Here is a 19,415-nt window from a genome sequence, read left to right on the forward strand (position 1 = left end):
TGCGGAGTCGACACATCTTAGTCGTGATCCACATCACAGCTTCGTAGTCGTGTCGGCCAACCGGTCCGGATCGACCGGTTCGCCCGCCAAGATCAATTCCTTGATCCGGTCGGTCACGTCCCAGACGTTCACGTTCATCCCGGCGAGCACGCGATTGTCCGAGTCCAGCCAGAACGCCACGAACTCGCGCGCCGCCGTGTCGCCGCGCACGACGAGCCTGGCGTATTCGTCCGGCGCCGCGAATCCGGTGTACTCCATGCCGAGGTCGTATTGGTCGGTGAAGAAGTAGGGCAGCCGGTCGTAGGCGGCCTGCTTGCCGAGCATGGTCTCGGCGGCGACCGCCGGTTGGTTGAGCGCGTTGGCCCAGTGCTCCACGCGGACCCGCCTGCCGAGCACCGGGTGCTGCTGCGCGGCGATGTCGCCGACCGCGACGATGTCGGGATCGCTGGTGGCCAGGCGCTCGTCGACGAGCACGCCGTCGTCCACCGCGAGCCCGGCGTCGGCGGCCAGTTCCACATTCGGGCGCGCGCCGACGGCGACCAGCACCGCGTCGGCTTCGATCGTGCTGCCGTCGGCGAGCCGCACGCCGTTGGCGACGTCGGTCGCGATGGCCTCCTCGGTGGTGATCGCCTCGACCTGGGCCTCGAACCGGAAGTCGACCCCGTTGGCCCGGTGCAGGTCGGCGAAGACCTGGGCCATCTCCGGACCGAGCACCGCGCGCAGCGGCAGGTCGGCGCGTTCGACGATGGTCACCTCGACGCCCGCCGCGCGGGCCGCCGCCGCGACCTCCAGGCCGATCCAGCCCGCGCCGATGATGACGATCCGTCGCGCGCTGCGGAACAGTTCGATCAACGTGTCGGAGTCCTCGATGGTGCGCAGCGTGTACACGTTGGGCGCGTCGGCCCCGGGAACGGGCAGCGTTCGCGGCGTGGAACCGGTGGCGAGCGCGAGCTTGTCGTAGGACAGCGTGGAACCGTCGGGCAGGGTGACCGTCTTCGCCGCGGGGTCGAGACCGGTGACGGTGGTGCCGAGCCGGACGTCGATATGGTGGTCGCGGTACCACTGCCCCGGATCGACGGTGAACTCCGGCAGCGACTTCTTCCCGGCGAGGTGCTCCTTCGACAGCGGCGGCCGCTCGTAGGGCAGGTGCTCCTCGGCGCCGATCAGTGTCACGAGTCCTTCGAAATCTCTGGCCCGCAACGCTTCCGCGAGCTTGGCCGCGCCCAGTCCGCCGCCGACGATGACGAAATGCCGATCAGAACTCATTGCGGACTCCTTCTCCGAAGGGAACCAAGCTCCTGCCGACCAACCCTACTGGGAGCGGTACGGGCGGCTCGGGAAAACGGCGCGCCGGGTGGGAACGAATCGGGCGCCGGGGTGGTTGCTCGATAGGGCGGCGAGGTGTGTGCCGTCCGTCCGCATGCGATCGAGAGGAAGCCGCCCGTGACCGACAAAGCTGCCAAGGACGTCGTCGATTTCTGGTTCGACCCGTTGTGCCCCTGGTGCTGGATCACGTCTCGCTGGATCCTCGAGGTCGAGCAGGTGCGCGACATCGAGGCCAGGTTCCACGTGATGAGCCTGTCGGTGCTGAACGAGGGCAAGGACGTGCCCCCGCGGTACCAGGAACTGCTCGACACGGGCTGGGGCCCGGTCCGCGTCGCGATCGCCGCGGCGCAGGAGCACGGCGACAAGGTGCTCTTGCCGCTGTACACCGCGATGGGCACGCGTATCCACAATCGGCGTGCCGAGTACGAACGCGAGAGCGGCAAGGAGACGCTCGCCGCGGTGATCGCCGACTCGCTGGCGGAGGCGGGTCTGCCCGCCGAGCTGGCCGCGGCCGCCGAGAGCACCGACTACGACGAGGCGCTGCGCAAGAGCCACCACGAGGGCATGGACAAGGTGGGGCCGGATGTCGGCACGCCGACCATCCACATCAACGGCACCGCGTTCTTCGGCCCGGTGCTGTCCCGGATTCCGCGCGGCGAGGAGGCGGGCAAAGTCTGGGACGGCGCCGTGGCGCTGGCCTCCTACCCGCACTTCTTCGAGCTGAAGCGCACGCGGACCGAAGACCCCTCGTTCGACTGAGCGCCGTGCGGCGGGTGCCGTCGCGCGGCACCCGCCCCGGTCAGAGCACGGATTTCGGCGGGCTCGCCGGGACCTGGGCGTAGGAATTCGGATAGCCGCCCACGGGCACACCGGCGCCCCTCGGACGCTCGGGGCGCAGGAACAGCTTTCCGTGCCTGCTGCGGTCGCGCAGCGCCCACATCCGCCAGGTGAGCACCGGGTGGCTGGACAGGGCGTTCACCATCCAGACGAAGAAACCCTTCTCCAACGGCGCCCGATCGGCCATCTCGTCGAAGCCGACCAGCCTGTTCATGTATTTGCCCGCGGCCAGGGTGCCCATGGCTGTGGGCGCCCCGGTATGCCGGTGGCAGTAGCCGTGGTTGTCGGCGGTGTACTCCTGCGCGCGGATCAGGCTGCTGCCGATGATCGGCAGGAACGGCACGAGGAACATGCCCAGCTGCCGCCAGTACGACGTGTGCCCGGCCGCGATGTGCCCGACCTCGTGGCCGATGATGAACGCCAGCGCGTCGGGTTCTCGTGCCGCGCCGCCGATCTCGAACAGGTCGCTGTAGACCACCACGAAGCGCCGGAAGCCGTGACCGCTGGCGAACGCGTTGATCTGGCCGTTGCCGAGCACGACGTACGCGTCCGGCGCCTTCGCCATGCCGAAGCGGGCGGCGGCCTCGGCGACCAGCTGGTAGCCCTCGGGGAACTGGGTGGGCGACATCTTCACGCCGTTCACCCGCTGGCTCGCGTAGTTGATGCCGCGACCGAACCACAGCAGCAGCGGGGCGGCCGCGAACGCCAGGACGTACTGGTCGAAGTTGCCGGTCGCCAGCAGCAGCAGCGCGATCGCGTACGCGATCACCGTCAGCACCACCACGACGACGAGCATGGGGATCTCCCAGCTGTGCCGGGCGGGCATGCCGAACGGCGAGAGCCCACGGGGCCGGCGCTGCGGCGGCGCCGGGGGAGGGACCGGAGCGCCGGGGTAGGCGCCGTACGGCGCCGGGTAGGCAACCGGAGGTGCGGCCGGATACGAGCCCGAGGTGTACGGCTGACCGGAGGACGCGGCAGGCGAATCGGGAGCCGGTACCCAGCCCTGCTGGGCGTACGGGTCGGCCTGTCGGCCCGCCTGATCGGGCGGCTGGGGTTCGAACGGCTGCATGGGATGAACTCTATTCAGTTGCCGGGAACGAAGTTGGCGGGTCAACCGTGTCACCGGGCCGGGGGCCGTGAACACGACTGGCGTATCAGTCGATTCGCGCAGGCCCGCCACGGTGTTAATCGCGGGTGCCGCCCTCTTGCCGTCCGCGCCGGAGCCGCCTGACACAATGCCTGCCATGCGCGTTTACCTGGGTGCCGATCATGCCGGTTTCGAACTGAAGAATCACGTCAAGGCCCATCTGGAGCAGGCGGGCCACGAGGTCGTCGACTGCGGCGCGCTCGAGTACGACGCGCTCGACGACTACCCCGCCTTCTGCATCGAGGCGGCCCGCCGCACCGTCGCCGACCCGGGCAGCCTCGGCCTGGTGTTCGGCGGCAGCGGCAACGGTGAGCAGATCGCCGCGAACAAGGTGCCCGGCGCCCGCTGCGCGCTGGCCTGGAGCGTGGAGACCGCCGAGCTGGCCCGCCAGCACAACAACGCGCAGCTGATCGGCATCGGCGGCCGGATGCACTCGACCGAGGAGGCGCTGGCCATCGTGGACGCGTTCGTGTCCACCCCGTGGTCGGGCGAGGAGCGCCACCAGCGGCGCATCGACATCCTGGCCGAGTACGAGAAGACCGGAGTCGCCCCGGCGGTTCCCGCGTACTGAGCACACCGCGGCGGTAACCGGCTGTGCCGGAAGGACATACGCTGCACCGCCTCGCGCGGCTGCATCAACGTCGCCTCGCGGGCGGTGTGGTGCGCGTATCCAGCCCGCAGGGCAAGTTCGCCGAAGGCGCGGCCATGGTGGACGGCCGGGTGCTGATCAGATCCGAGGCGTGGGGCAAACACCTGCTGCATCACTACGACTCCGGGCTGGTCGTGCACGTGCACCTCGGCCTCTACGGGGCGTTCACCGAATCGGAGCTGCCGATGGGGGAGCCCGTGGGGCAGGTCAGGATGCGCCTGTTCGGCGGCCCGGACGGGCAGCCGGGATTCGGCACCGACCTGCGCGGGCCGACCGCGTGCGAGATCCTGCTGCCGCCCGAGGTCGCCGCGCTCACCGATCGGCTCGGCCCGGACCCGCTGCGGCGCGGCGCCGACCCGGACCGGGCATGGCGGCGCATCCATCGTTCGCGCAGGCCGATCGGCGCTCTGCTGATGGACCAGCAGGTGGTCGCCGGCGTCGGCAACGTCTATCGCGCGGAACTGCTGTTCCGCCATCATGTTTCGCCGCACCGCCCGGGCACGGATCTGTCGGCCTGTGAATGGTCCGGGATGTGGACCGATCTCCTCGCGCTGATGCGGGTGGGGGTGCGGGTCGGCAAGATGGTCGTGGTGCGACCCGAGCACGATCACGGTGAGCCCTCGTACGCGCCCGACCGTCCGCGCACCTACGTCTACCGCCGCGCGGGTGCGCCGTGCAGGCTGTGCGGCACGCCGATCGCCCACCAGGTGATGCAGGCGCGAAATCTCTTCTGGTGCCCCACCTGCCAGCCCGGCTGACCGGATCGGTGGGTCAGCCCGCGACCGCGGTGTCGATATCCGGCTCGTCCGCTATGGCGAAGCGGCGTCCGCCCGCGGTCTTCGCCGAGTACATCGCGCGGTCGGCGCGGCGGAGCAGATCGGTGAAGTCGAACGGGGCACCCGGCGGGTTGTATGCGGTGCCGACGCTGGCCGACACCGGAACCGGCCCCGCCGACGACCAGACCGGGTCCCGCAGTGCGGCCACGATCCGGTGTGCGAGGTCGCCGAGCGTATTGCGGTGCGGGTTGGTCGCGAGCACGAACTCGTCGCCGCCGTACCGGCAGATCACCGTGTCGGGGGGACAGGCTTCGCGCAGCCTGCCCGCCAGCTCGACCAGCACCTCGTCACCTATCGCGTGGCCGTATCCGTCGTTGATCTGCTTGAACCGGTCCAGGTCGATCAGCAGCAGGCCGACGCCGCGGGTCGGGTCGGTGGCCATCATGCGCACCTTGTCCTGCAGCAGGGTCCGGTTGGCCAGGTCGGTGAGCGCGTCGTGGGTGGCTTCGTGGCGCAGCCGGTGCTGCAGCGCCGCGATCTCCTGCACCCGCAGTGACACCTTGGCCGACAGGTTCTGCTCCTGCTGCGCCAGCGCCCGCTCCTGCAGCGCCTGGGCGTAACTGTCGATGGCCTGGCTGGCGATGAACGGCCAGCGGGTGGCCACCAGGGAACCGGGCGCGCCGGAGGGGAATCCGAGCAGCCAGCGCGTGGCCTGCGCCAGCATCCGAATCCGGTCGAACGGAGCCTCGGCGAGCCTGGCCCCGAGCATCCGCGCTTCGGGCACCGGGAACGGCTCGGACCTGGCGAGCGTGAGCAGTCGCTCGACGATCTCGACCAGTACCGGTTCCAACTGGTGGGGCGCCGCGCCGGAACCGGGCTCGGCGCAGACCGCCCGGGCCCATGCTCGGGCCATGGCGGCTACCGGAGGCTCGATGTCGGTCGACATCGGACTCACCCGGTGTGGACGACGTCGGTACCCAGGTGCCCTGTACTGACACAGGCGCCGGCGTCACCCTGATCGTTCCCACTGCTACGCGGTTGTGTCCACCTGGTTCGGCGCACGCTCACCGCCCCCTTTCCAGATACCCCCGTCCGGCAAAAAGGATCCTAGCAAGCCACTCGGCATCGAAAAGCGGCGATTTGCAACGTGTTCTCGATGCCTCGCGTATAGCGATCGGGTACGTGATCGTTCCCGTCGCGTTGGTGTTACACCCGATTCTCGTTCGCTGCAAAATCGCGCCGCGACGCGCTGGCGACACGCTGTACAAGGTATACGGACAGCCGCGCGCCTGCCAGGGGGGTGGTGCGGTCCGGCCCAGCGCCGCCGGTCTCACGAGAATCTGTTCTCGCACGCGAGTCCTCATCTTCCTGTCGTGTTCGGCGATGGTTGTTCTGAACATCCGCGCAGCGGTGGACGCATGCTCGTCGTTTCTCGCGCCGGCGCCGCTAGGGCCGCCCCGTGCACCGCTCGTGCGGACCGCGCCGGAGCCGACGCCCGCGCGGCGTGCTCGAGGGCGGTGCGCCGGGTCGCCGGGCGCCACGGCGGCGCGTTCGGAGCCGAGGTTGCCGTGCGATCAGCCGGCAGTTCGCGGGACGGACTCGTGCTCCGGGCGGACCGCGGCCGGCCTTCGGTGCCGCGGGCGCGGCTGCGCGACATACCGAGCGCGGCGGCCGTGACGGCGAGTCGTGCGGTCCTCATCGGAATTCCCTCGAGCGAAGTTCCCGGCGTGACAGGTGGCGGTGGGCCACGCTTCCCCGACGGGGTCGTCACGTGTCATCGAGTTTCGCCCACCGGAATCCGACACGCCAGAGTTTCAATGAAAAACAGCCTCTAAAATTTCCCGGCGGCGCGCCGCCGGGCGTCCGCGGTCCCGCCGTGCCACACTGGACGTGGCAACCCTGGAGCGCTTCGGCAGGCAACCCGCGAGATCTCGCTGCGCGGGGGTCGATTGGCATTTCGGAAGCCGGGTTCGGTACAGTCGGATCGCACACGACATCGTGGCGATCCCATCGGTGTCGTATGCCTGCGGGTGTAGTTCAATGGTAGAACCTCAGCCTTCCAAGCTGATGGTGCGGGTTCGATTCCCGTCACCCGCTCCACCGAGCAATCATCCTCGTCGGCGGCCGCCCCGCCGCCGCGAGGACCACGGGGTGTAGCGCAGCTTGGTAGCGCATCCGCTTTGGGAGCGGAGGGTCGCAGGTTCAAATCCTGTCACCCCGACCATCGTTCGGGGGGCACGGGGGTTCGCGTCGCCGGTAGCGGTCACCGCTTCGGCGTCGTGGTGCATTGGATCGGTATGCGTAGGTATGTCCGATGGGCCGCCGTAAGCGGGCACGGCCCGAGGGGATGCCTGGCATGTCGGACCGTCGCCGCCGCCCGAAGGGCCTGCCGCCGGGCACCTCGTGGCAATCTTTCGGCACAGGGCATGCGTAGGTACCTTCGTCGATTCGCCGGTCAATGTCTTCGACGAACAAGACGCCACCGGGGCCAGCCGTGCGAAAGACGTGAACGGGTTTGTCTACGTAAGTATTCGACAGTGCCGGATGGAAATACCGGAACGGCAGTCGATAGTGGAAGTTCGCGGCGCGCTGTTACTGCTCGGCCTGCGCCTGGGGGCCGGCGGCCACCGAGGAGGGCGGCAGCTCGGAGTGCCGGGCGAACGCCTGATCGATCAGTTCGGACGCGGCGCGGGTGACGATCAACCGGGCGATCGCCAGGTCGGTCTCCAGCTTGGTGCGATCCCGGGGTGTCCGCGCGGATTCCTCGTAGGTCTGTCCGGCCAGGCGGTAGAACAACTCGGTGGCGAAGCGGTCCGCAATGCGATCGCAGTCGGTGCGGAGGCGCTCGACCAACTGGAAAGTCTCTTGCATCGGCAGCCCGGTGTCGGTGAGCCGGGTGGCCAGATCGCAGCATCGGGGGTTGGTGACCCGATAGGCCTCGAGCGGATCCTCGCTGGAGGCGAGCGCCTGCTTCGCGTAGTCCGGCAGCTCGGCGTAGCTGTCCTGGGGTTCGGTGGTGGCTTCCGGCTCCGCTTCGGCCGCGTTCGCGTTCTTCACCCCGAGCACGTCGGCCAGTCCGTCGCCGCGGTCCCAGGCTTCGAGCAACTCCCTGATCCCGTTCAGCTTCATGCCCCGCCCCAGCAGGCGGCTGATCGTTTGCAGCCGATTGAGGTGGTCCGACCCGTAATACCCGATCCGCCCGCGCACCTCCGGCGAGGGCAGGAGCCCTCGCTCGTGGTACACGCGGACGCTGCGCACGGTGGTGTCGGCTGCCCGTGCCAGTTCGTCGATCGTGAATTCAGAGTCTGCAGCCATGTTTAAAAGGAAACCATAGTGGAGCCTCCGTGGAAAATGGTCCGTTTCATAACGTGCCGTTAAAGACGGTAGCTGGGTGTTGCTTCAAGGTCAACGAGCCGTTACATAGCGGCACAAGAGGTTGTGTGCTGGGCAACAGTGGGCTACCGTGCGTAGACCAGCTTATCGCGGCTGGGTTCCGGGGACTGTTGAGCAGCCCTGATGACCGTCCGATTCATGGGCCACGCACCTGCCAGAGGTGTGTGCTCGGCATCCCCGGAGATGGCTATGAGCGTTACGCGAACCCTTCCGATGGACACGGGATCCATTGCAGCAGCAAAGATCTCGTCGATTCCGGCAAAGTCGAACCTGCGGCCCCCGTGCGCCGATGTCCCCGACAACTGGGACATGGACACCGGCAACCCGGACGCCTGGCGAGCGGCAGTGCGCACCTGTCAGAGTTGCCCGCTGCTCGTCCAGTGCCAGCAGTTGGCGCAGACCCTCACGGCCCGCGGTGACGGCCCCCGCGCGATGATCTGGGCCGGCGTCGCCTATGACAACTCCGGCGGCGTCATCGAGAACCTGGACCGGCACCGTGCCGCGCCCATCGACCACAAGCGCCCTATGCGCATCATCCGCAACGGCCCTCGGCCGCTGCGCACCGTGTCCACTCTTCCCGCACCCCGTCGGCACATCGTGCTCGGGCAACCCCTGAAGCCGACCGGAACCGACGGTCTGTGATCATGCTGCGTGAACCTTTTCGCGTCGAGCCCTTCGGTGGTGCGTAAGTCATGACAGTGCTGGCATTGGAAATCGGACCGTCCAGGTTCGCGGCGACTCGGGTCGCCGACGATGTCGGCGCCGACGATGTCCGGCAGATACCGATCCCCGCCAGCGCTGCGTGGGATCGGTGCCGGGACCTGTTGCTCGACGTCGCCGAAGGCGCGGAGGTCACCGGGCTCGGCATCGCGTCGGCGGGGCCGATCGATATGGCGGCGGGCGTGGTCGCGCCGATGGAAGTTCCCGAGTGGCGGACTGGTTTCGGCATCGTGGAGGCGGCACGGAAACTGTTTCCGAAGGCATCGGTCCACCTCGCGCTGGACGGGGTGTGCCTGGCGCTGGCGGAGCGGAACTTCGGAGCCTTGAGCAGCGTCATGGACGGTTTGGCCATCACCGCGTCCGACCGCATCAGCGGCGGCGTCATCGTGGGTGGCTTCACTGTCGTCGGTCGGACCGGTAACGCAGGCCATGTGGGGCATGTTCTGGTCCCCGGTTTCGACGAGCGCTGTGTCTGCGGCGGTCGCGGGTGCTTGGAAGCGGTCGCGGGCGGCACGTCCGCGCTGCGCTGGGCGCGCGAACAGGGCTGGGCGGGTACCTCGGTAACCGAACTGGTGGAAGCCGCGGGAGTGGGGGAGAGCGTCCCCGTCGCCGCGCTGGAACGGGCCGGAACGGCCCTGGGCCGGGCGGTCGCGTCGGTGGCGGCACTGCTGGACCTGGATCTCGTCGTGCTCGGCGGCTCGCTCGCCGAAGCCGGTCCTGCGCTGTGGAAACCTCTGGGCGAAGCCGTCGCCACGCACGCCCGGCTGAACTTCCTGCCGGGGCTGCGCGTCGTTCCATCGCAGCTCGGCGACATCGGATTGCTCGCGGGCGCCGGTGTTCTCGCGGTGACCGCCAGCGCGTGAGTGCCCTGCGCACCGGGGCGTAAGTCGCTGGGGGAGAAGGACACCGGTTCGGCGCCGAACATTAGCTGTGTGGAAGCCAGTAGAGCTGTTCGAGTCGGCGCCGACCGGTTCGCGCCCGATGGGCCGCTGCGCGGGTGAAGGCGGCCGGGTTGCTCCCCTTGAACGAAACGTGAACAAAATGAACACGCAACCGTGCATCGGATGAACGTGCGGCACACTTTCGTAGGAGCCAGCGAAGTTTTGACGGGTTGATTGAGCCGCTAAATAACGGTACATTGCCTGAGTCACACAATGTCTCATCCGGGCTAGGCGGGCCCGGAGGAACGGCTGGTACGGGCAAGTGCGAAGCGAAGTGGCGCAGTGATTCCATGGGTGACTATCGAGACGTTGGCGCCGGACGGCATGTCCGTGGCGTCGGTGGGAGATGCACCGCGTGAGTTCGCGAGCTGGCAGCGGGTGTTGCAGCGAACGCTGTCCAAAACGCCCGCGCTGTACGACAAGCTCACCACGGCGGGGCTGACCGAGGCGATCCAGGCCGCACACGACCAGGCGAAGGATCTCGACCTGGCCATTCAGACCCGGGCGGGCAGGCATCAACTGCTCATCCGCCCGATCTTCGGCCCGGCGGGCGACGTGCACGCGGTGCGACTATGGCTCGGGCCCGCGTCCGAGCGGGTGCCCACACTGCGCCCGGCGGTGGGCGCCATCTGGGACCTGAACAGTCAGACCATCCAACAGCCGAGCGGCATCACGCGCTTGTCCGGGAGCACCGCCGAACAATACGTACCGAGGATGGGTATCGCGGAACTGTTCCACCGGGTGTCGAGCTTCGATCGGCACGCCGAGGTCCTCGATCTGCTCTACGATCCCAAACCCGGTGACCGGATGCAGTTCGACACCACCGTGGTGCACGGCTTCGGCCGTCCGGCCCAGTGGCGGATCACCATTCGCGCCCGCGACGACGAGCGCACGCGCGGCGCCTGGTGGCTGATCGAGGACGTGACCTCGGAGAACACTCCTCCGGCATGGCCCACCCTTGAGCGAATCGGATTGCGCGAGGCGCATCGCCGGGCGGGCACGCATCTGGCGGTGGTCCAGCTCGAGCACACCAGCATCTCGCACTGGCTCACCGATCCCGCGCCGTGGGTTCGGTGGGACTACCTCTTCCGGCCCGTCGACGTCTTCCATCCCGAGGACCGCGGCCGGCTCGCGGAACTCGGTGAGCGGCTGCGCTCCGGCGACAGCGCCGGTGTGACCTTGCGCGTGCTCAATTACGGCGGTGGTTACACGCCGACCTCGCTGCTGCTCTACCCCTATCCCGGGTACTCGAGCAGACAGCTGGCTATCGCCCAGCTGGTCCGGGTCGCCGACGATGTTCCGCTGCTGGAAACCCACCGTCAGGTGCTGGAGCCGCGGCAGCGCAGCGCGCCGATCGGCTATGACGAACAATTGCGGCATTGGCTGGCGGGCAGGATGAAAAGCAGCCCGGCCTGCTGACCTTTGATTCCCATGGCTGGGAACTACCGGCCGGTTCGGATCGGCTGTGCTCTCTACCATTTCGAGGGTGAGGACAGTGGTTCGTGGACCGGCAGAATCTGGTGAGGCACTGCTTCGCCGGATGGCCGCCCGCCGCCGTCGCGACAATATCGTCGTCGCGGTGCTCGCCGTGCTCGCCGTACTCGGCGGCGGCCACGCGATTCTCAGCGCCTTCGACTCCGGACCGCCTCCGCCGTCGGATGACGCGACCACGGCAATCGTCGGGCGAGCGCAATTGGCGGGTTCTTTCGCCGAGCAGTTCGTCGTCACCTATCTCACCTCGATTGCCGGACAGCAGGATCGAATCGGCGAATTCGTCGGCTCCAATCAGCAGATCGCGTTGCCCTCGTCCGCGCGGCAGGTCTCCGATCCGTCGGTCGTCTACGTCTCGCGCGCCCTCTCCACGGGCGGACTCGATGTCTGGTCGGTGACGGTATCGGTCCGGGTCGGCAAGACCGGCGCCGCGACCGCGCCGGAGCATCGGCAGTTCTACCGGGTCGCGGTGTCGATCTCCGAAGGGCGGTTACGCGCGCTGTCGGTGCCCGCGGTGGTCCAGCCCCCGGCGAAGGGCGTCGACCTCAAACAGGCATATGGCTCGCCCTGCGCATCGGACACGCCGCTGGCGCAGGTAGCCGCGGGTTTCCTGGGCGCCATGCTGGCCGGGACCGGTGACGTGGCGCGCTACACCACACCGGATTCCGGGCTGGCCGCACTGAAACCTCCTCCGTTCACCGCGGTCGAGCTGGTCTCGCTCAGCTCGGACGACGCGGGGTGCGGGTCCGGTGGCGCGAAGGCACAAGTACTGGCCACCGTCAATCCCAAAGCCGATACCGGCGCCACCCAGACGCTGGCCTATCCGCTGACGATGATCCGCAACGCGGGCCAGTGGCAAGTGGTGTCCATCGATCCGATTCCCGCTCTGTCGAGTCCGTTGGCGGTGGTGGCCGCAGGCCAGGATTCCCGCGGCGGAACGCCGCCCACTTCGACCTCCTCCTCTTCGCCGTCGGTGACGATTCCGCCGGCGACCCAGAACTGATCCGAGAGGCAGCCCGATGGGTAATCTGAGCAACATCCTCTATGGCGTGCTGATCTTTGTCCGTTGGGGCGGAATGATCATCATCGCCATCGTCACGATCGGGGTGTTGATTTCCGAGGGAGCGAAATCCAAGCTTTCGCCGGCCCGGATCGTCGTCGTCTTCGGGTCGGGATTGCTTGCCGGAGTGGCGATCTGGATTCTGCCGACGACCATCAATTACGCGCGAACCGACGCGAACCTCATCGTTCCCGATCACCCCATCGGTGGCTATCGATGAGTCAAGTGATCAAGGTGTTCACGCCGATCAAACGTGTCCCGACGATGATCGGCAAGGCACAGAACGGACAGAAGCTCCCGTTCGGCCCCTACACGCTGCCCCAGGTCGCCGTCGCCGTGGTGATGATGGTGCTGACGTCGGTGTTGGCCATGACCTTCCCGGTCAACCCGGCCGTCACTTTCATCGCGGGTCTGGCGGTGACCGTCCTGGCGGTCTTCATGCTCGGGCTCGTGCCGTACACCGGCGTCCGGATGACCTCACGCGCCCTGTGGCTTGGCAGGCTCATCGTCTATCGCAAACCGGTGTCCGCCTCGGGAATGCCGATCAACAACGATTCGGTGCGCCACACCATGTTCATCGAGGAGACCGTGGTCCTCTTGCTGCCCGATCGCGCTGACGCGGCCGTCGCCGCCCCACCGAAAACCGGCCTGCAACTGCTCGATGTGGTCGGTGGAGGTGGCAAGGTGACCGACCTGTGGAAGCGTCTGAACGGCAACGGTAATGGCAACGGCTCGGTAGCCGGAGGACCCGCCTGATGGCATTCGGACGAGATCTGCAGCCCACCGCGGCGATTCGCGGCAACCTCCAGTTCACCCACTCGGGCCTGGTCACCGCGACCTACTTCATCAATCCGCTCGGCTACGGATTGCGTAAGGCCACCGACAAGCACGACGTGAAGCTGGCCCATCACGCCCTGATCAACAGCCTGCCGAACGGTTCGCTGCTGCTGGGCATCCAGGCGCGGCTCAATACGCTCGACGTGCTCACCAAGATGGTCGAGGGCGTGGACCTCGACGAGTGCGAGGACTACGCCGACGAGGTGGTCGCCTCGTTCGAGCGGGTGCGCGCGATCATGCCGCAGACCCGCATCTTCCTGCTGTCGATCCCGGTGGGAGCCAGCAACTCCAGTATCTCCGCGTTGTCGCGCGTGTGGCGCGGCAGCACCAGCACGATCGACGCCACCGCGATGTCCAGGGCCGATCTGGATGCCTACGACGAGAAGGCGAACGAGATCCTGTCCAGGATCGGTGGCGACTTCGATCCCGTCCCGGTGCCCGCCGCGCTGTTCCAATGGCTGTGGGAGCACTACCTTTCGCGTGGAGCGGCCGGTGACCCGGTGGCGCCCACCCGGGCGGGCGCGCTGGACGACGCCACCGCGGCCGTCTTCCGCTCTGCCGCGCTCGACGAGGGCGCGCAGGCCGACAGCAATCGGCGCGTCCGGCCGTCGTTCGTTCCGGTGATCAAGGTGGTGCAGCCGGATTTCGAGTACCGGCCGTCCTATCAGGCGATGCTGACGCCGCACTCGTTCCCGTACGCGGGCATGTCGTTCCCCGGCGGCAGCGAGTTCCTCAACGTGCTGGAGGGCCTCGGCGACGTCACCGTCGACTGGGGCATGCGGATCTCCACCAAGCCCGCCGACCAGGTGCTCAAGAACAACGAGCTGAGCCTGCGCCGGCTCGGTGAGCAGATGGACCAGCGCGACCAAGAGGTCTCCTTCGCGCAGAACACACTGACCTCCAAGGCCCAGATGCTCGGGGAGTACAACCACCACTTCGAGGTCAACGGTGGTGAATCCGAGGTCTCCTTCACGACCGTGATCGCCATCGGCGGGCCGTCGCGGGACGCCACCATGGACGCCGTCAACAGCCTCAAGCGCCGGTACAAGCGTTTCCAGGTCGAGATGACCGCGCCGGTGGGCGCGCAGGTCGACCTGTGGTCGATGCTGATTCCCGGCAGCCCGCCCCGGCGGGCCTACGACGATTTCGCGCATATCGTCCCCTCGGACATGTGGGCCGGTTTCGTGCCGTTCACCACCAGCCAGATCGGCGACGACAGCGGACCGGTGATCGGCGTCAACCTGCTGTCGGGTCATTTCGAGCCGATCCACTTCGGCATCATGGAGGCCGCGCTGCACGACCTGTCCGCGTCGTTCGCCGTGACCGGCGAACTCGGTTCGGGCAAGTCGTACTTCCTGAAACTCATGGCGGTGCTGGTGCACGACATGGGCGGTCAGTTCCTCGCCATCGACCGCAGTCAGGTCGGCGAGTGGGAGCACTTCGCGCGGTCGATCGACGACGCGGTGATCATCGATCTGGCCAATCCCACGGTGTCGCTGGATCCGTTGCGGCTGTTCGAGCCACGGATCGCGGGCGAACGCGCGCTGGATTCGATCCTTCCGCTGCTCGACCTGTCGCCGACCTCCGGCGCGGGCGCGGCGGCGAGCAATCTGCTGACCCCGCGCGGCATCGCCGAACACGGGATTCGAAGCCTGCTCGACCTGTTCCACGTCGTGCGCCGGTTGCGTGAGCACCCGGGCCAGGGGGAGGAGTACGCCGATCTGGCGGCCCGGCTGGGCACGGTGGTCGAACGGGTTCCGGTGCTGTTCGATCCCAAACTGCGGCCGCTGCGCCTCGACGCCGCCGCGACTGTGGTGCGCAGCCACAACCTGCAACTGCCGACGGCCGAGGAACTCACCACCCCGCACCTGTACAACCGGCTGCCGCTGACCAAACGGCTCGGCACCGCGCTGTACGAGCTGGTCGGCGTGGCGGCGCGGGAGGCGTTCCTCACCGACAACGGCAGGTTCGGCCTGCTGGTCGGCGACGAGGCGCACCACTTCACGCAAACCCAGGTCGGTTCCGCCGTCACCTCGGATTTCAGCCGCGACGGCCGCAAGCACCTGGCGGCGATCGGCTTGGCCTCCCACGATCCGGCCACCGACTTCCAAGGCGCGGCGCACAACCTCATTCCGAACCGGTTCATCTTCCGGCAGCGTGACGAAACGCTGGCGCGCAACAGCCTGGAATGGCTCGGCGTCGATCTGGAGGAGGCCCCGTTCCTCTTGCAGATCCTCCGGGAAGAGACCTCGCCTCCGGTCGGCCCCGGCCGTCAGGTTCCCGAGGAACGCCGCGGCGAGATGTTCATGCGCGACGCGCTGAACCGGATCGGCCGGGGCAAGGTGCTCGGCCCGGCGCGACCGGACCGCGCCGCGGCGATCACCAGCACGCCGACCTCGGTCACCGGTTTGCGCGCCGCGCTCCCGGAACGATCGGTACGACAATGAGATCGCGTAGCACCCACGACTTCACCGACCAGCCTTCCTTCGGGATGCCGTGGGAACCGCAGTTCTGGGATACGGAGCGGTGGCGGCCGCAGGCGGTGGCTCGGCGGGGTCGCGCCTGGATCGCGGCGACTCGTCGTCGGCGCTGGACGGCGTGGATAGTCATCGCCCTTTTCGTGCTGATCGTGTTCCCTGGCCTGATCAGTGCGATCTCCACCGCGCAGTCCGGTACCACCACACCGGTCGCGCCGCCCAATAGCGCGCTCAGCTGGATGGATATCAAGGACTCCTCCGGAGTGGAGGTGTCGAGCTATCAGTTCGCGACCAATCGCGGTGGGGTGCTGAGCCCCGGCAACCTCGTGATGTCATTCCTGATCAGCGTGCTCTTCGCGGTGTGGCTGGTCGCTGTGACGACCGGCGTCTGGCTGCCCGGCAGCACCTTGGATTTCGGGTGGCTGAACATGTTCGGCGCGCCGTTGCGCGCAGTGGCCGAGAATTTCACCGCGCAGATCGCGACGCCGATGATGTTGATGACGTTCGTGGCCATCGGTGCCGTCTGCGTCGGTGTTTTCATCGCGCGCGGGCATTACTCCAAGGGCGCGATGCAAGTCGTGACGATGGTGGGCGTGGCGATCCTGGGACCGTTGTTCCTGGCCGAGCCGCTCGGTGAAGTGCTGTCGTCGCACGGTCTCCTGGTGCAGGGTCGTGACCTGGGCATCTCGGTCGCCGCGGGGTTGAACGGCGACAGCAACCCCGACCCGAGGCGGTTGGTGGCCACGATGCAGGCGCACATGGCGGACAATTTCGTGCGGCGCCCGTTGCAAGTGTGGAACTTCGGGCACGTCGTGGACGACCGGCCGTCTTGCAAGGCGGCTTGGTCTTCCGGCGTCATGGCCGGTGACGAAGAGCGGATCAAGAACGGGTTGAAATCGTGCGGCGACAGCGCCGCGTACGCCGCGGCCGACAACCCGAGCGTCGGCCAGATCGGGGCCGGACTGCTGCTGTTGCTGTGCGCGGTCATCCTGTTGCTGTTCGCCGCGTACCTGGCTATCAAGATCATCTGGGCTGCGCTCGACACGATCTACTACGGGTTCATGACGATCTTCGGATTCGCTGCGGGCGGTTTCGTGTACGGGCCGACGCAAACGTTCACCGTCCGGTGTGTCGTGCACGGTTTCATAGCCGCGGGGCGAATGGCTATATTCGTCATATTCCTGGGTCTCTACCAGCTGTTCATGGGCAGCCTGTTCCAACAGGCGCGCGGTCAGGTCATGGCGGTGTTCGTCATCGGGGCGATCGTCGAGATCGTCGCCATTGTGCAGCTGCGGCGACTGAGCAGAAGTATCGACAGCGGAAACGATTGGATCGCCAACCGGTTCGCGTTCGCGCTCCAGAACGGTGGTTCCTCCCAGAGCTCCGGCAGTGGCGGCACCGCCCTGGGAATGGGCGACTCGAACGCGACCAATTCGATGTCCCCGGTCGGAATGCTCGCCGCGGCCACCGCCATCAACAGCTCCCCGGTCACCGCATGGCTTGCCGGAGGCCGCCTGAACCCGCTGATGCCCTGGTCTTTCGTGGACCAGGTGGACAAGCGGAACAAGGCTCGCGGCCTGGCGACTCGCGACCTGCGAATGGCCGCGCACGGTAATTTGTACGATCGTGTGGCCTCGGCCGAATTCGCCAGGGCCGGAGCGCGGAACTCGCAGTCGCGCCGCACCAGTCAACGAGCCGCGGCATTCGCCGCGGAGAACGTGGCGCACGTGACGGGCATGATGGGCAGCGTGCCGTACGCCCTCCGGATGGCCGGTTTCAACTGGAACCACGGGCATCGGGCCACCATCGCACGAGCGGATATCGAAAAGCACGCCGACGCCGAGCCGCTGGCATCCAAGCACCTCGGACGGGTCCTCGCCGCCCACAAACTCTTCGAGCGGGACTACCTGAGCGGGGAATGGGCGGCACCCAGGTTGTACGGGTTGGAGGCCAGCGTCGGGCGGTATCGCGGTGACTATCCCGGCGGCGTCCGGCTGCACGACGATCTGGCCGCGCTCGGCAGAGACTACGTCGACAACCCCAACAAGCAATGGATCGAGACGCTGCAGGCCCATGTGGACGGCCCGATCACCGACCCTGCCGCGGCGAGGATCCAGCTGAACGGTCAGCAGCTGACCCAGGTCCAAGCGGACCGTTTGCGGAGCTGGATCGCGAACGAGCACGCGCTCCGGGTCCAGGCCGCCACCAGGTGGGTAGCCGAAGACCCGACCGACTTCCAGCGAATCCGGACGCTCCGCTCGGAGATCGACAAGGCCGCTCAGACCGACCAGTGGCAGGCAGGCCGCAAGACGACCGGTGCGGTCTCCCTCCCGCAGCCGGACCATACCGCGCAGCCGATCCAGCCCATCCCGGGCAGGTTGCTGCAGCAGTTCAGGAACCCGGGCTGATCGGCGCCGAAGGTTCAGGCGCGGGGCAAAGGGCTGGATTTCACAGAAAGGCACTCGATGATCGGTCGCATCCTGAGCCTCGTGCTGATCCCGGTCTGGGCGTGGGTGCTGCTGGCGGTCACCACCGGCCTGTTCGCGGTGGTCGTCATGATGGTGCTGATCGTCGGCGGCGCGACGTCATCGATCGCCTCCGAGCTGCACTATCAGTGCGACAGTGCGGTGGGGCCCGATCCGTCCCAAACCGTGACTCCGGCTCGCACCACCGCCGCGGTCCGGCCGACTACGCGTAGCGCACCGGCGGTGCGTGCGGGTGCGGCCGCCGCCCCGACCACGAATCCGTTCGCGGAACTGACCATCGCGCCGGACGACACCAGCGCGTCCGACTGGCAGCGCGCCTGTGCCACAGCGCTGAAAGACGCGCCGTATCAGCAGCCTCCGCTGCTCGCGGGTGGATCGGGCATCGGCGCGGAGTGCGCGCGTGAGCTCGCGCTCACACAGCTGGCGGTGAGCGGAGCGCAGAGCGGCTCCGATGGCCGCGGCAGCGCCGCGGAATTCACCCGGACGGTGATCTATCAGGCCTCGGCGGCCCAGTCGACCGGGCGATGCGGAACCACCGTGGCGGCGGTGGCCCCGCCACCCACGGCGAACGCCGCGGGACAACCGAGCGGATCGGCGCGGCGGGTATGTGGACAGCCCGACGGCACATCGGTCGTGGTGCTGCCGAACACCATTGCCGCGCAGGGCGCTTGCGGACAGCGAGTGGACCCGTCCGCGGTCTCGGCAGGCGACCTGATCTTCTGGAACTATCGAAGCAACGCGCCGACCCAGGTCGGCATCGCCGTCAGCGGCACCCGGCTCGTCACCACCGATGCGGCGACCGGCGGATTCGTCGAGCTGGCCATCCCGAGCACGAGTGACGTGCGGGTGAAGCGAGTGCTCGGCAGTGGGAGTTGAGTAAGCGATGCCGCCAACAGAGGTAGAGCCCCAGATCGAAACCGGCGAGGATCCCGAGGCGCCGCCGGGGCCGGTGACACCGTGGTCGAACCGGCCCGACCAGCAGCGGCCGCGACCGGGTGGGGTGCCGGGGCAGCCCGGTGCGCCGGCCCCTGGGCCCGGTCAGCCGGGGCCTGGTCAGTCGAGTGGTACCGGAGAGCCTGGCGTTCCGGGTCCGGCTCAACCGGGTGCGCCCGGTCAGGCTGGTGTGCCGGGTCCGGGTGCACCTGCTCCTGGTGTGCCTGGTCAGCCTTCGCCGGGTCAGTCTGTGCCGGTTCAGCCTCCGGTTGAGCCTCCGGCTGGTGTGGTTGCGCCGGGTGAGGGTGTGCCGGGTGGTGTGGTGGCGCCGCGGTCGGAGGG

General features: G+C 67.9%; 17 protein-coding genes and 2 tRNA genes. 15 read left to right on the forward strand and 4 right to left on the reverse strand.

What is annotated here, in order from left to right; genetic code table 11:
- Positions 1-33: 33 nt before the first annotated feature.
- Positions 34-1,266: an NAD(P)/FAD-dependent oxidoreductase gene (locus HOV91_RS18860; protein WP_174186726.1), complete on the reverse strand. Its 1,233-nt coding sequence runs from the start codon at positions 1,264-1,266 to the stop codon at positions 34-36.
- A 177-nt stretch (positions 1,267-1,443) separates the two neighbouring features.
- Between HOV91_RS18860 and HOV91_RS18865 the strand changes: the two genes are divergently transcribed.
- A complete protein-coding gene (locus tag HOV91_RS18865; protein WP_174186727.1) occupies positions 1,444-2,085 on the forward strand; it encodes a DsbA family protein in 642 nt (213 codons plus the stop codon).
- 40 nt (positions 2,086-2,125) lie between these two features.
- Here HOV91_RS18865 and HOV91_RS18870 read toward each other — a convergent pair whose 3' ends face one another.
- Positions 2,126-3,232, reverse strand: a complete 1,107-nt coding sequence (locus tag HOV91_RS18870) for a M48 family metallopeptidase (protein ID WP_246350388.1) — start codon at positions 3,230-3,232, stop codon at positions 2,126-2,128.
- A 175-nt stretch (positions 3,233-3,407) separates the two neighbouring features.
- Between HOV91_RS18870 and HOV91_RS18875 the strand changes: the two genes are divergently transcribed.
- Together HOV91_RS18875 and HOV91_RS18880 are read left to right on the forward strand one after the other, a co-directional pair.
- The gene (locus tag HOV91_RS18875) at positions 3,408-3,881 is read left to right on the forward strand and encodes a ribose-5-phosphate isomerase (RefSeq protein ID WP_174186728.1); all 474 of its coding nucleotides are present in this window, start codon (positions 3,408-3,410) and stop codon (positions 3,879-3,881) included.
- Positions 3,882-3,904: 23 nt separating this feature from the next.
- A complete protein-coding gene (locus tag HOV91_RS18880) occupies positions 3,905-4,717 on the forward strand; it encodes an Fpg/Nei family DNA glycosylase (RefSeq protein ID WP_174186729.1) in 813 nt (270 codons plus the stop codon).
- Between the two features lie 13 nt (positions 4,718-4,730).
- Here the strand turns inward: HOV91_RS18880 and HOV91_RS18885 are convergent, their stop codons facing one another.
- Entirely contained in the window at positions 4,731-5,681 is a 951-nt protein-coding gene (locus HOV91_RS18885; RefSeq protein WP_174186730.1) for a GGDEF domain-containing protein, read from the reverse strand.
- Positions 5,682-6,761: 1,080 nt separating this feature from the next.
- On the opposite strand from HOV91_RS18885, the gene HOV91_RS18890 reads away from it, so the two are divergent.
- Together HOV91_RS18890 and HOV91_RS18895 are read left to right on the forward strand one after the other, a co-directional pair.
- Positions 6,762-6,835: transfer RNA gene (locus HOV91_RS18890), tRNA-Gly, on the forward strand.
- 47 nt (positions 6,836-6,882) lie between these two features.
- Positions 6,883-6,959: transfer RNA gene (locus HOV91_RS18895), tRNA-Pro, on the forward strand.
- A gap of 368 nt (positions 6,960-7,327) precedes the next feature.
- Here the strand turns inward: HOV91_RS18895 and HOV91_RS18900 are convergent.
- On the reverse strand, positions 7,328-8,050 hold the full coding sequence (locus HOV91_RS18900) for a MerR family transcriptional regulator (RefSeq protein WP_051046306.1): 723 nt from the start codon (positions 8,048-8,050) through the stop codon (positions 7,328-7,330).
- 387 nt (positions 8,051-8,437) lie between these two features.
- Between HOV91_RS18900 and HOV91_RS18905 the strand changes: the two genes are divergently transcribed.
- From HOV91_RS18905 to HOV91_RS39510, 10 genes are all read left to right on the forward strand, one after another.
- Entirely contained in the window at positions 8,438-8,770 is a 333-nt protein-coding gene (locus HOV91_RS18905) for a hypothetical protein (RefSeq protein WP_174186731.1), read from the forward strand.
- Between the two features lie 50 nt (positions 8,771-8,820).
- On the forward strand, positions 8,821-9,711 hold the full coding sequence (locus tag HOV91_RS18910; protein ID WP_174186732.1) for an ROK family protein: 891 nt from the start codon (positions 8,821-8,823) through the stop codon (positions 9,709-9,711).
- A 372-nt stretch (positions 9,712-10,083) separates the two neighbouring features.
- Complete coding sequence (locus HOV91_RS18915) at positions 10,084-11,208, forward strand: GAF domain-containing protein (RefSeq protein ID WP_174186733.1); 1,125 nt, start codon at positions 10,084-10,086, stop codon at positions 11,206-11,208.
- A 67-nt stretch (positions 11,209-11,275) separates the two neighbouring features.
- Entirely contained in the window at positions 11,276-12,283 is a 1,008-nt protein-coding gene (locus HOV91_RS18920; protein ID WP_312884685.1) for a conjugal transfer protein, read from the forward strand.
- Between the two features lie 16 nt (positions 12,284-12,299).
- The gene (locus tag HOV91_RS18925; protein WP_174186734.1) at positions 12,300-12,560 is read left to right on the forward strand and encodes a hypothetical protein; all 261 of its coding nucleotides are present in this window, start codon (positions 12,300-12,302) and stop codon (positions 12,558-12,560) included.
- Complete coding sequence (locus HOV91_RS18930; RefSeq protein ID WP_174186735.1) at positions 12,557-13,096, forward strand: hypothetical protein; 540 nt, start codon at positions 12,557-12,559, stop codon at positions 13,094-13,096. The genes HOV91_RS18925 and HOV91_RS18930 overlap by 4 nt, the downstream gene beginning before the upstream one ends.
- A complete protein-coding gene (locus HOV91_RS18935) occupies positions 13,096-15,624 on the forward strand; it encodes an ATP-binding protein (RefSeq protein WP_174186736.1) in 2,529 nt (842 codons plus the stop codon). Before HOV91_RS18930 ends, HOV91_RS18935 begins: the two co-directional genes overlap by 1 nt.
- The gene (locus tag HOV91_RS18940; RefSeq protein ID WP_174186737.1) at positions 15,621-18,062 is read left to right on the forward strand and encodes a hypothetical protein; all 2,442 of its coding nucleotides are present in this window, start codon (positions 15,621-15,623) and stop codon (positions 18,060-18,062) included. The genes HOV91_RS18935 and HOV91_RS18940 overlap by 4 nt, the downstream gene beginning before the upstream one ends.
- 57 nt (positions 18,063-18,119) lie before the next feature.
- Positions 18,120-19,016: an NlpC/P60 family protein gene (locus tag HOV91_RS18945; protein WP_174186738.1), complete on the forward strand. Its 897-nt coding sequence runs from the start codon at positions 18,120-18,122 to the stop codon at positions 19,014-19,016.
- A gap of 140 nt (positions 19,017-19,156) precedes the next feature.
- Positions 19,157-19,415 (forward strand): hypothetical protein (locus HOV91_RS39510; RefSeq protein ID WP_217440714.1); only part of this gene is annotated, 259 nt, incomplete at its 3' end.

The sequence above is a fragment of the Nocardia barduliensis genome (assembly GCF_013315795.1).
In the GTDB taxonomy this organism is placed as follows: Bacteria; Actinomycetota; Actinomycetes; order Mycobacteriales; family Mycobacteriaceae; genus Nocardia; species Nocardia barduliensis.

Bases quoted from the DNA above. Each gene is read 5' to 3' on its own strand.
- HOV91_RS18910 (WP_174186732.1), top strand. From the start codon at position 8,821: ATGACAGTGCTGGCATTGGAAATCGGACCGTCCAGGTTCGCGGCGACT.
- HOV91_RS18875 (WP_174186728.1), top strand. From the start codon at position 3,408: ATGCGCGTTTACCTGGGTGCCGATCATGCCGGTTTCGAACTGAAGAAT.
- HOV91_RS18940 (WP_174186737.1), top strand. From the start codon at position 15,621: ATGAGATCGCGTAGCACCCACGACTTCACCGACCAGCCTTCCTTCGGG.
- HOV91_RS18925 (WP_174186734.1), top strand. From the start codon at position 12,300: ATGGGTAATCTGAGCAACATCCTCTATGGCGTGCTGATCTTTGTCCGT.
- HOV91_RS18860 (WP_174186726.1), bottom strand. From the start codon at position 1,266: ATGAGTTCTGATCGGCATTTCGTCATCGTCGGCGGCGGACTGGGCGCG.
- HOV91_RS18870 (WP_246350388.1), bottom strand. From the start codon at position 3,232: ATGCAGCCGTTCGAACCCCAGCCGCCCGATCAGGCGGGCCGACAGGCC.
- HOV91_RS18900 (WP_051046306.1), bottom strand. From the start codon at position 8,050: ATGGCTGCAGACTCTGAATTCACGATCGACGAACTGGCACGGGCAGCC.
- HOV91_RS18930 (WP_174186735.1), top strand. From the start codon at position 12,557: ATGAGTCAAGTGATCAAGGTGTTCACGCCGATCAAACGTGTCCCGACG.
- HOV91_RS18885 (WP_174186730.1), bottom strand. From the start codon at position 5,681: ATGTCGACCGACATCGAGCCTCCGGTAGCCGCCATGGCCCGAGCATGG.
- HOV91_RS18945 (WP_174186738.1), top strand. From the start codon at position 18,120: ATGATCGGTCGCATCCTGAGCCTCGTGCTGATCCCGGTCTGGGCGTGG.
- HOV91_RS18935 (WP_174186736.1), top strand. From the start codon at position 13,096: ATGGCATTCGGACGAGATCTGCAGCCCACCGCGGCGATTCGCGGCAAC.
- HOV91_RS18905 (WP_174186731.1), top strand. From the start codon at position 8,438: ATGGACACCGGCAACCCGGACGCCTGGCGAGCGGCAGTGCGCACCTGT.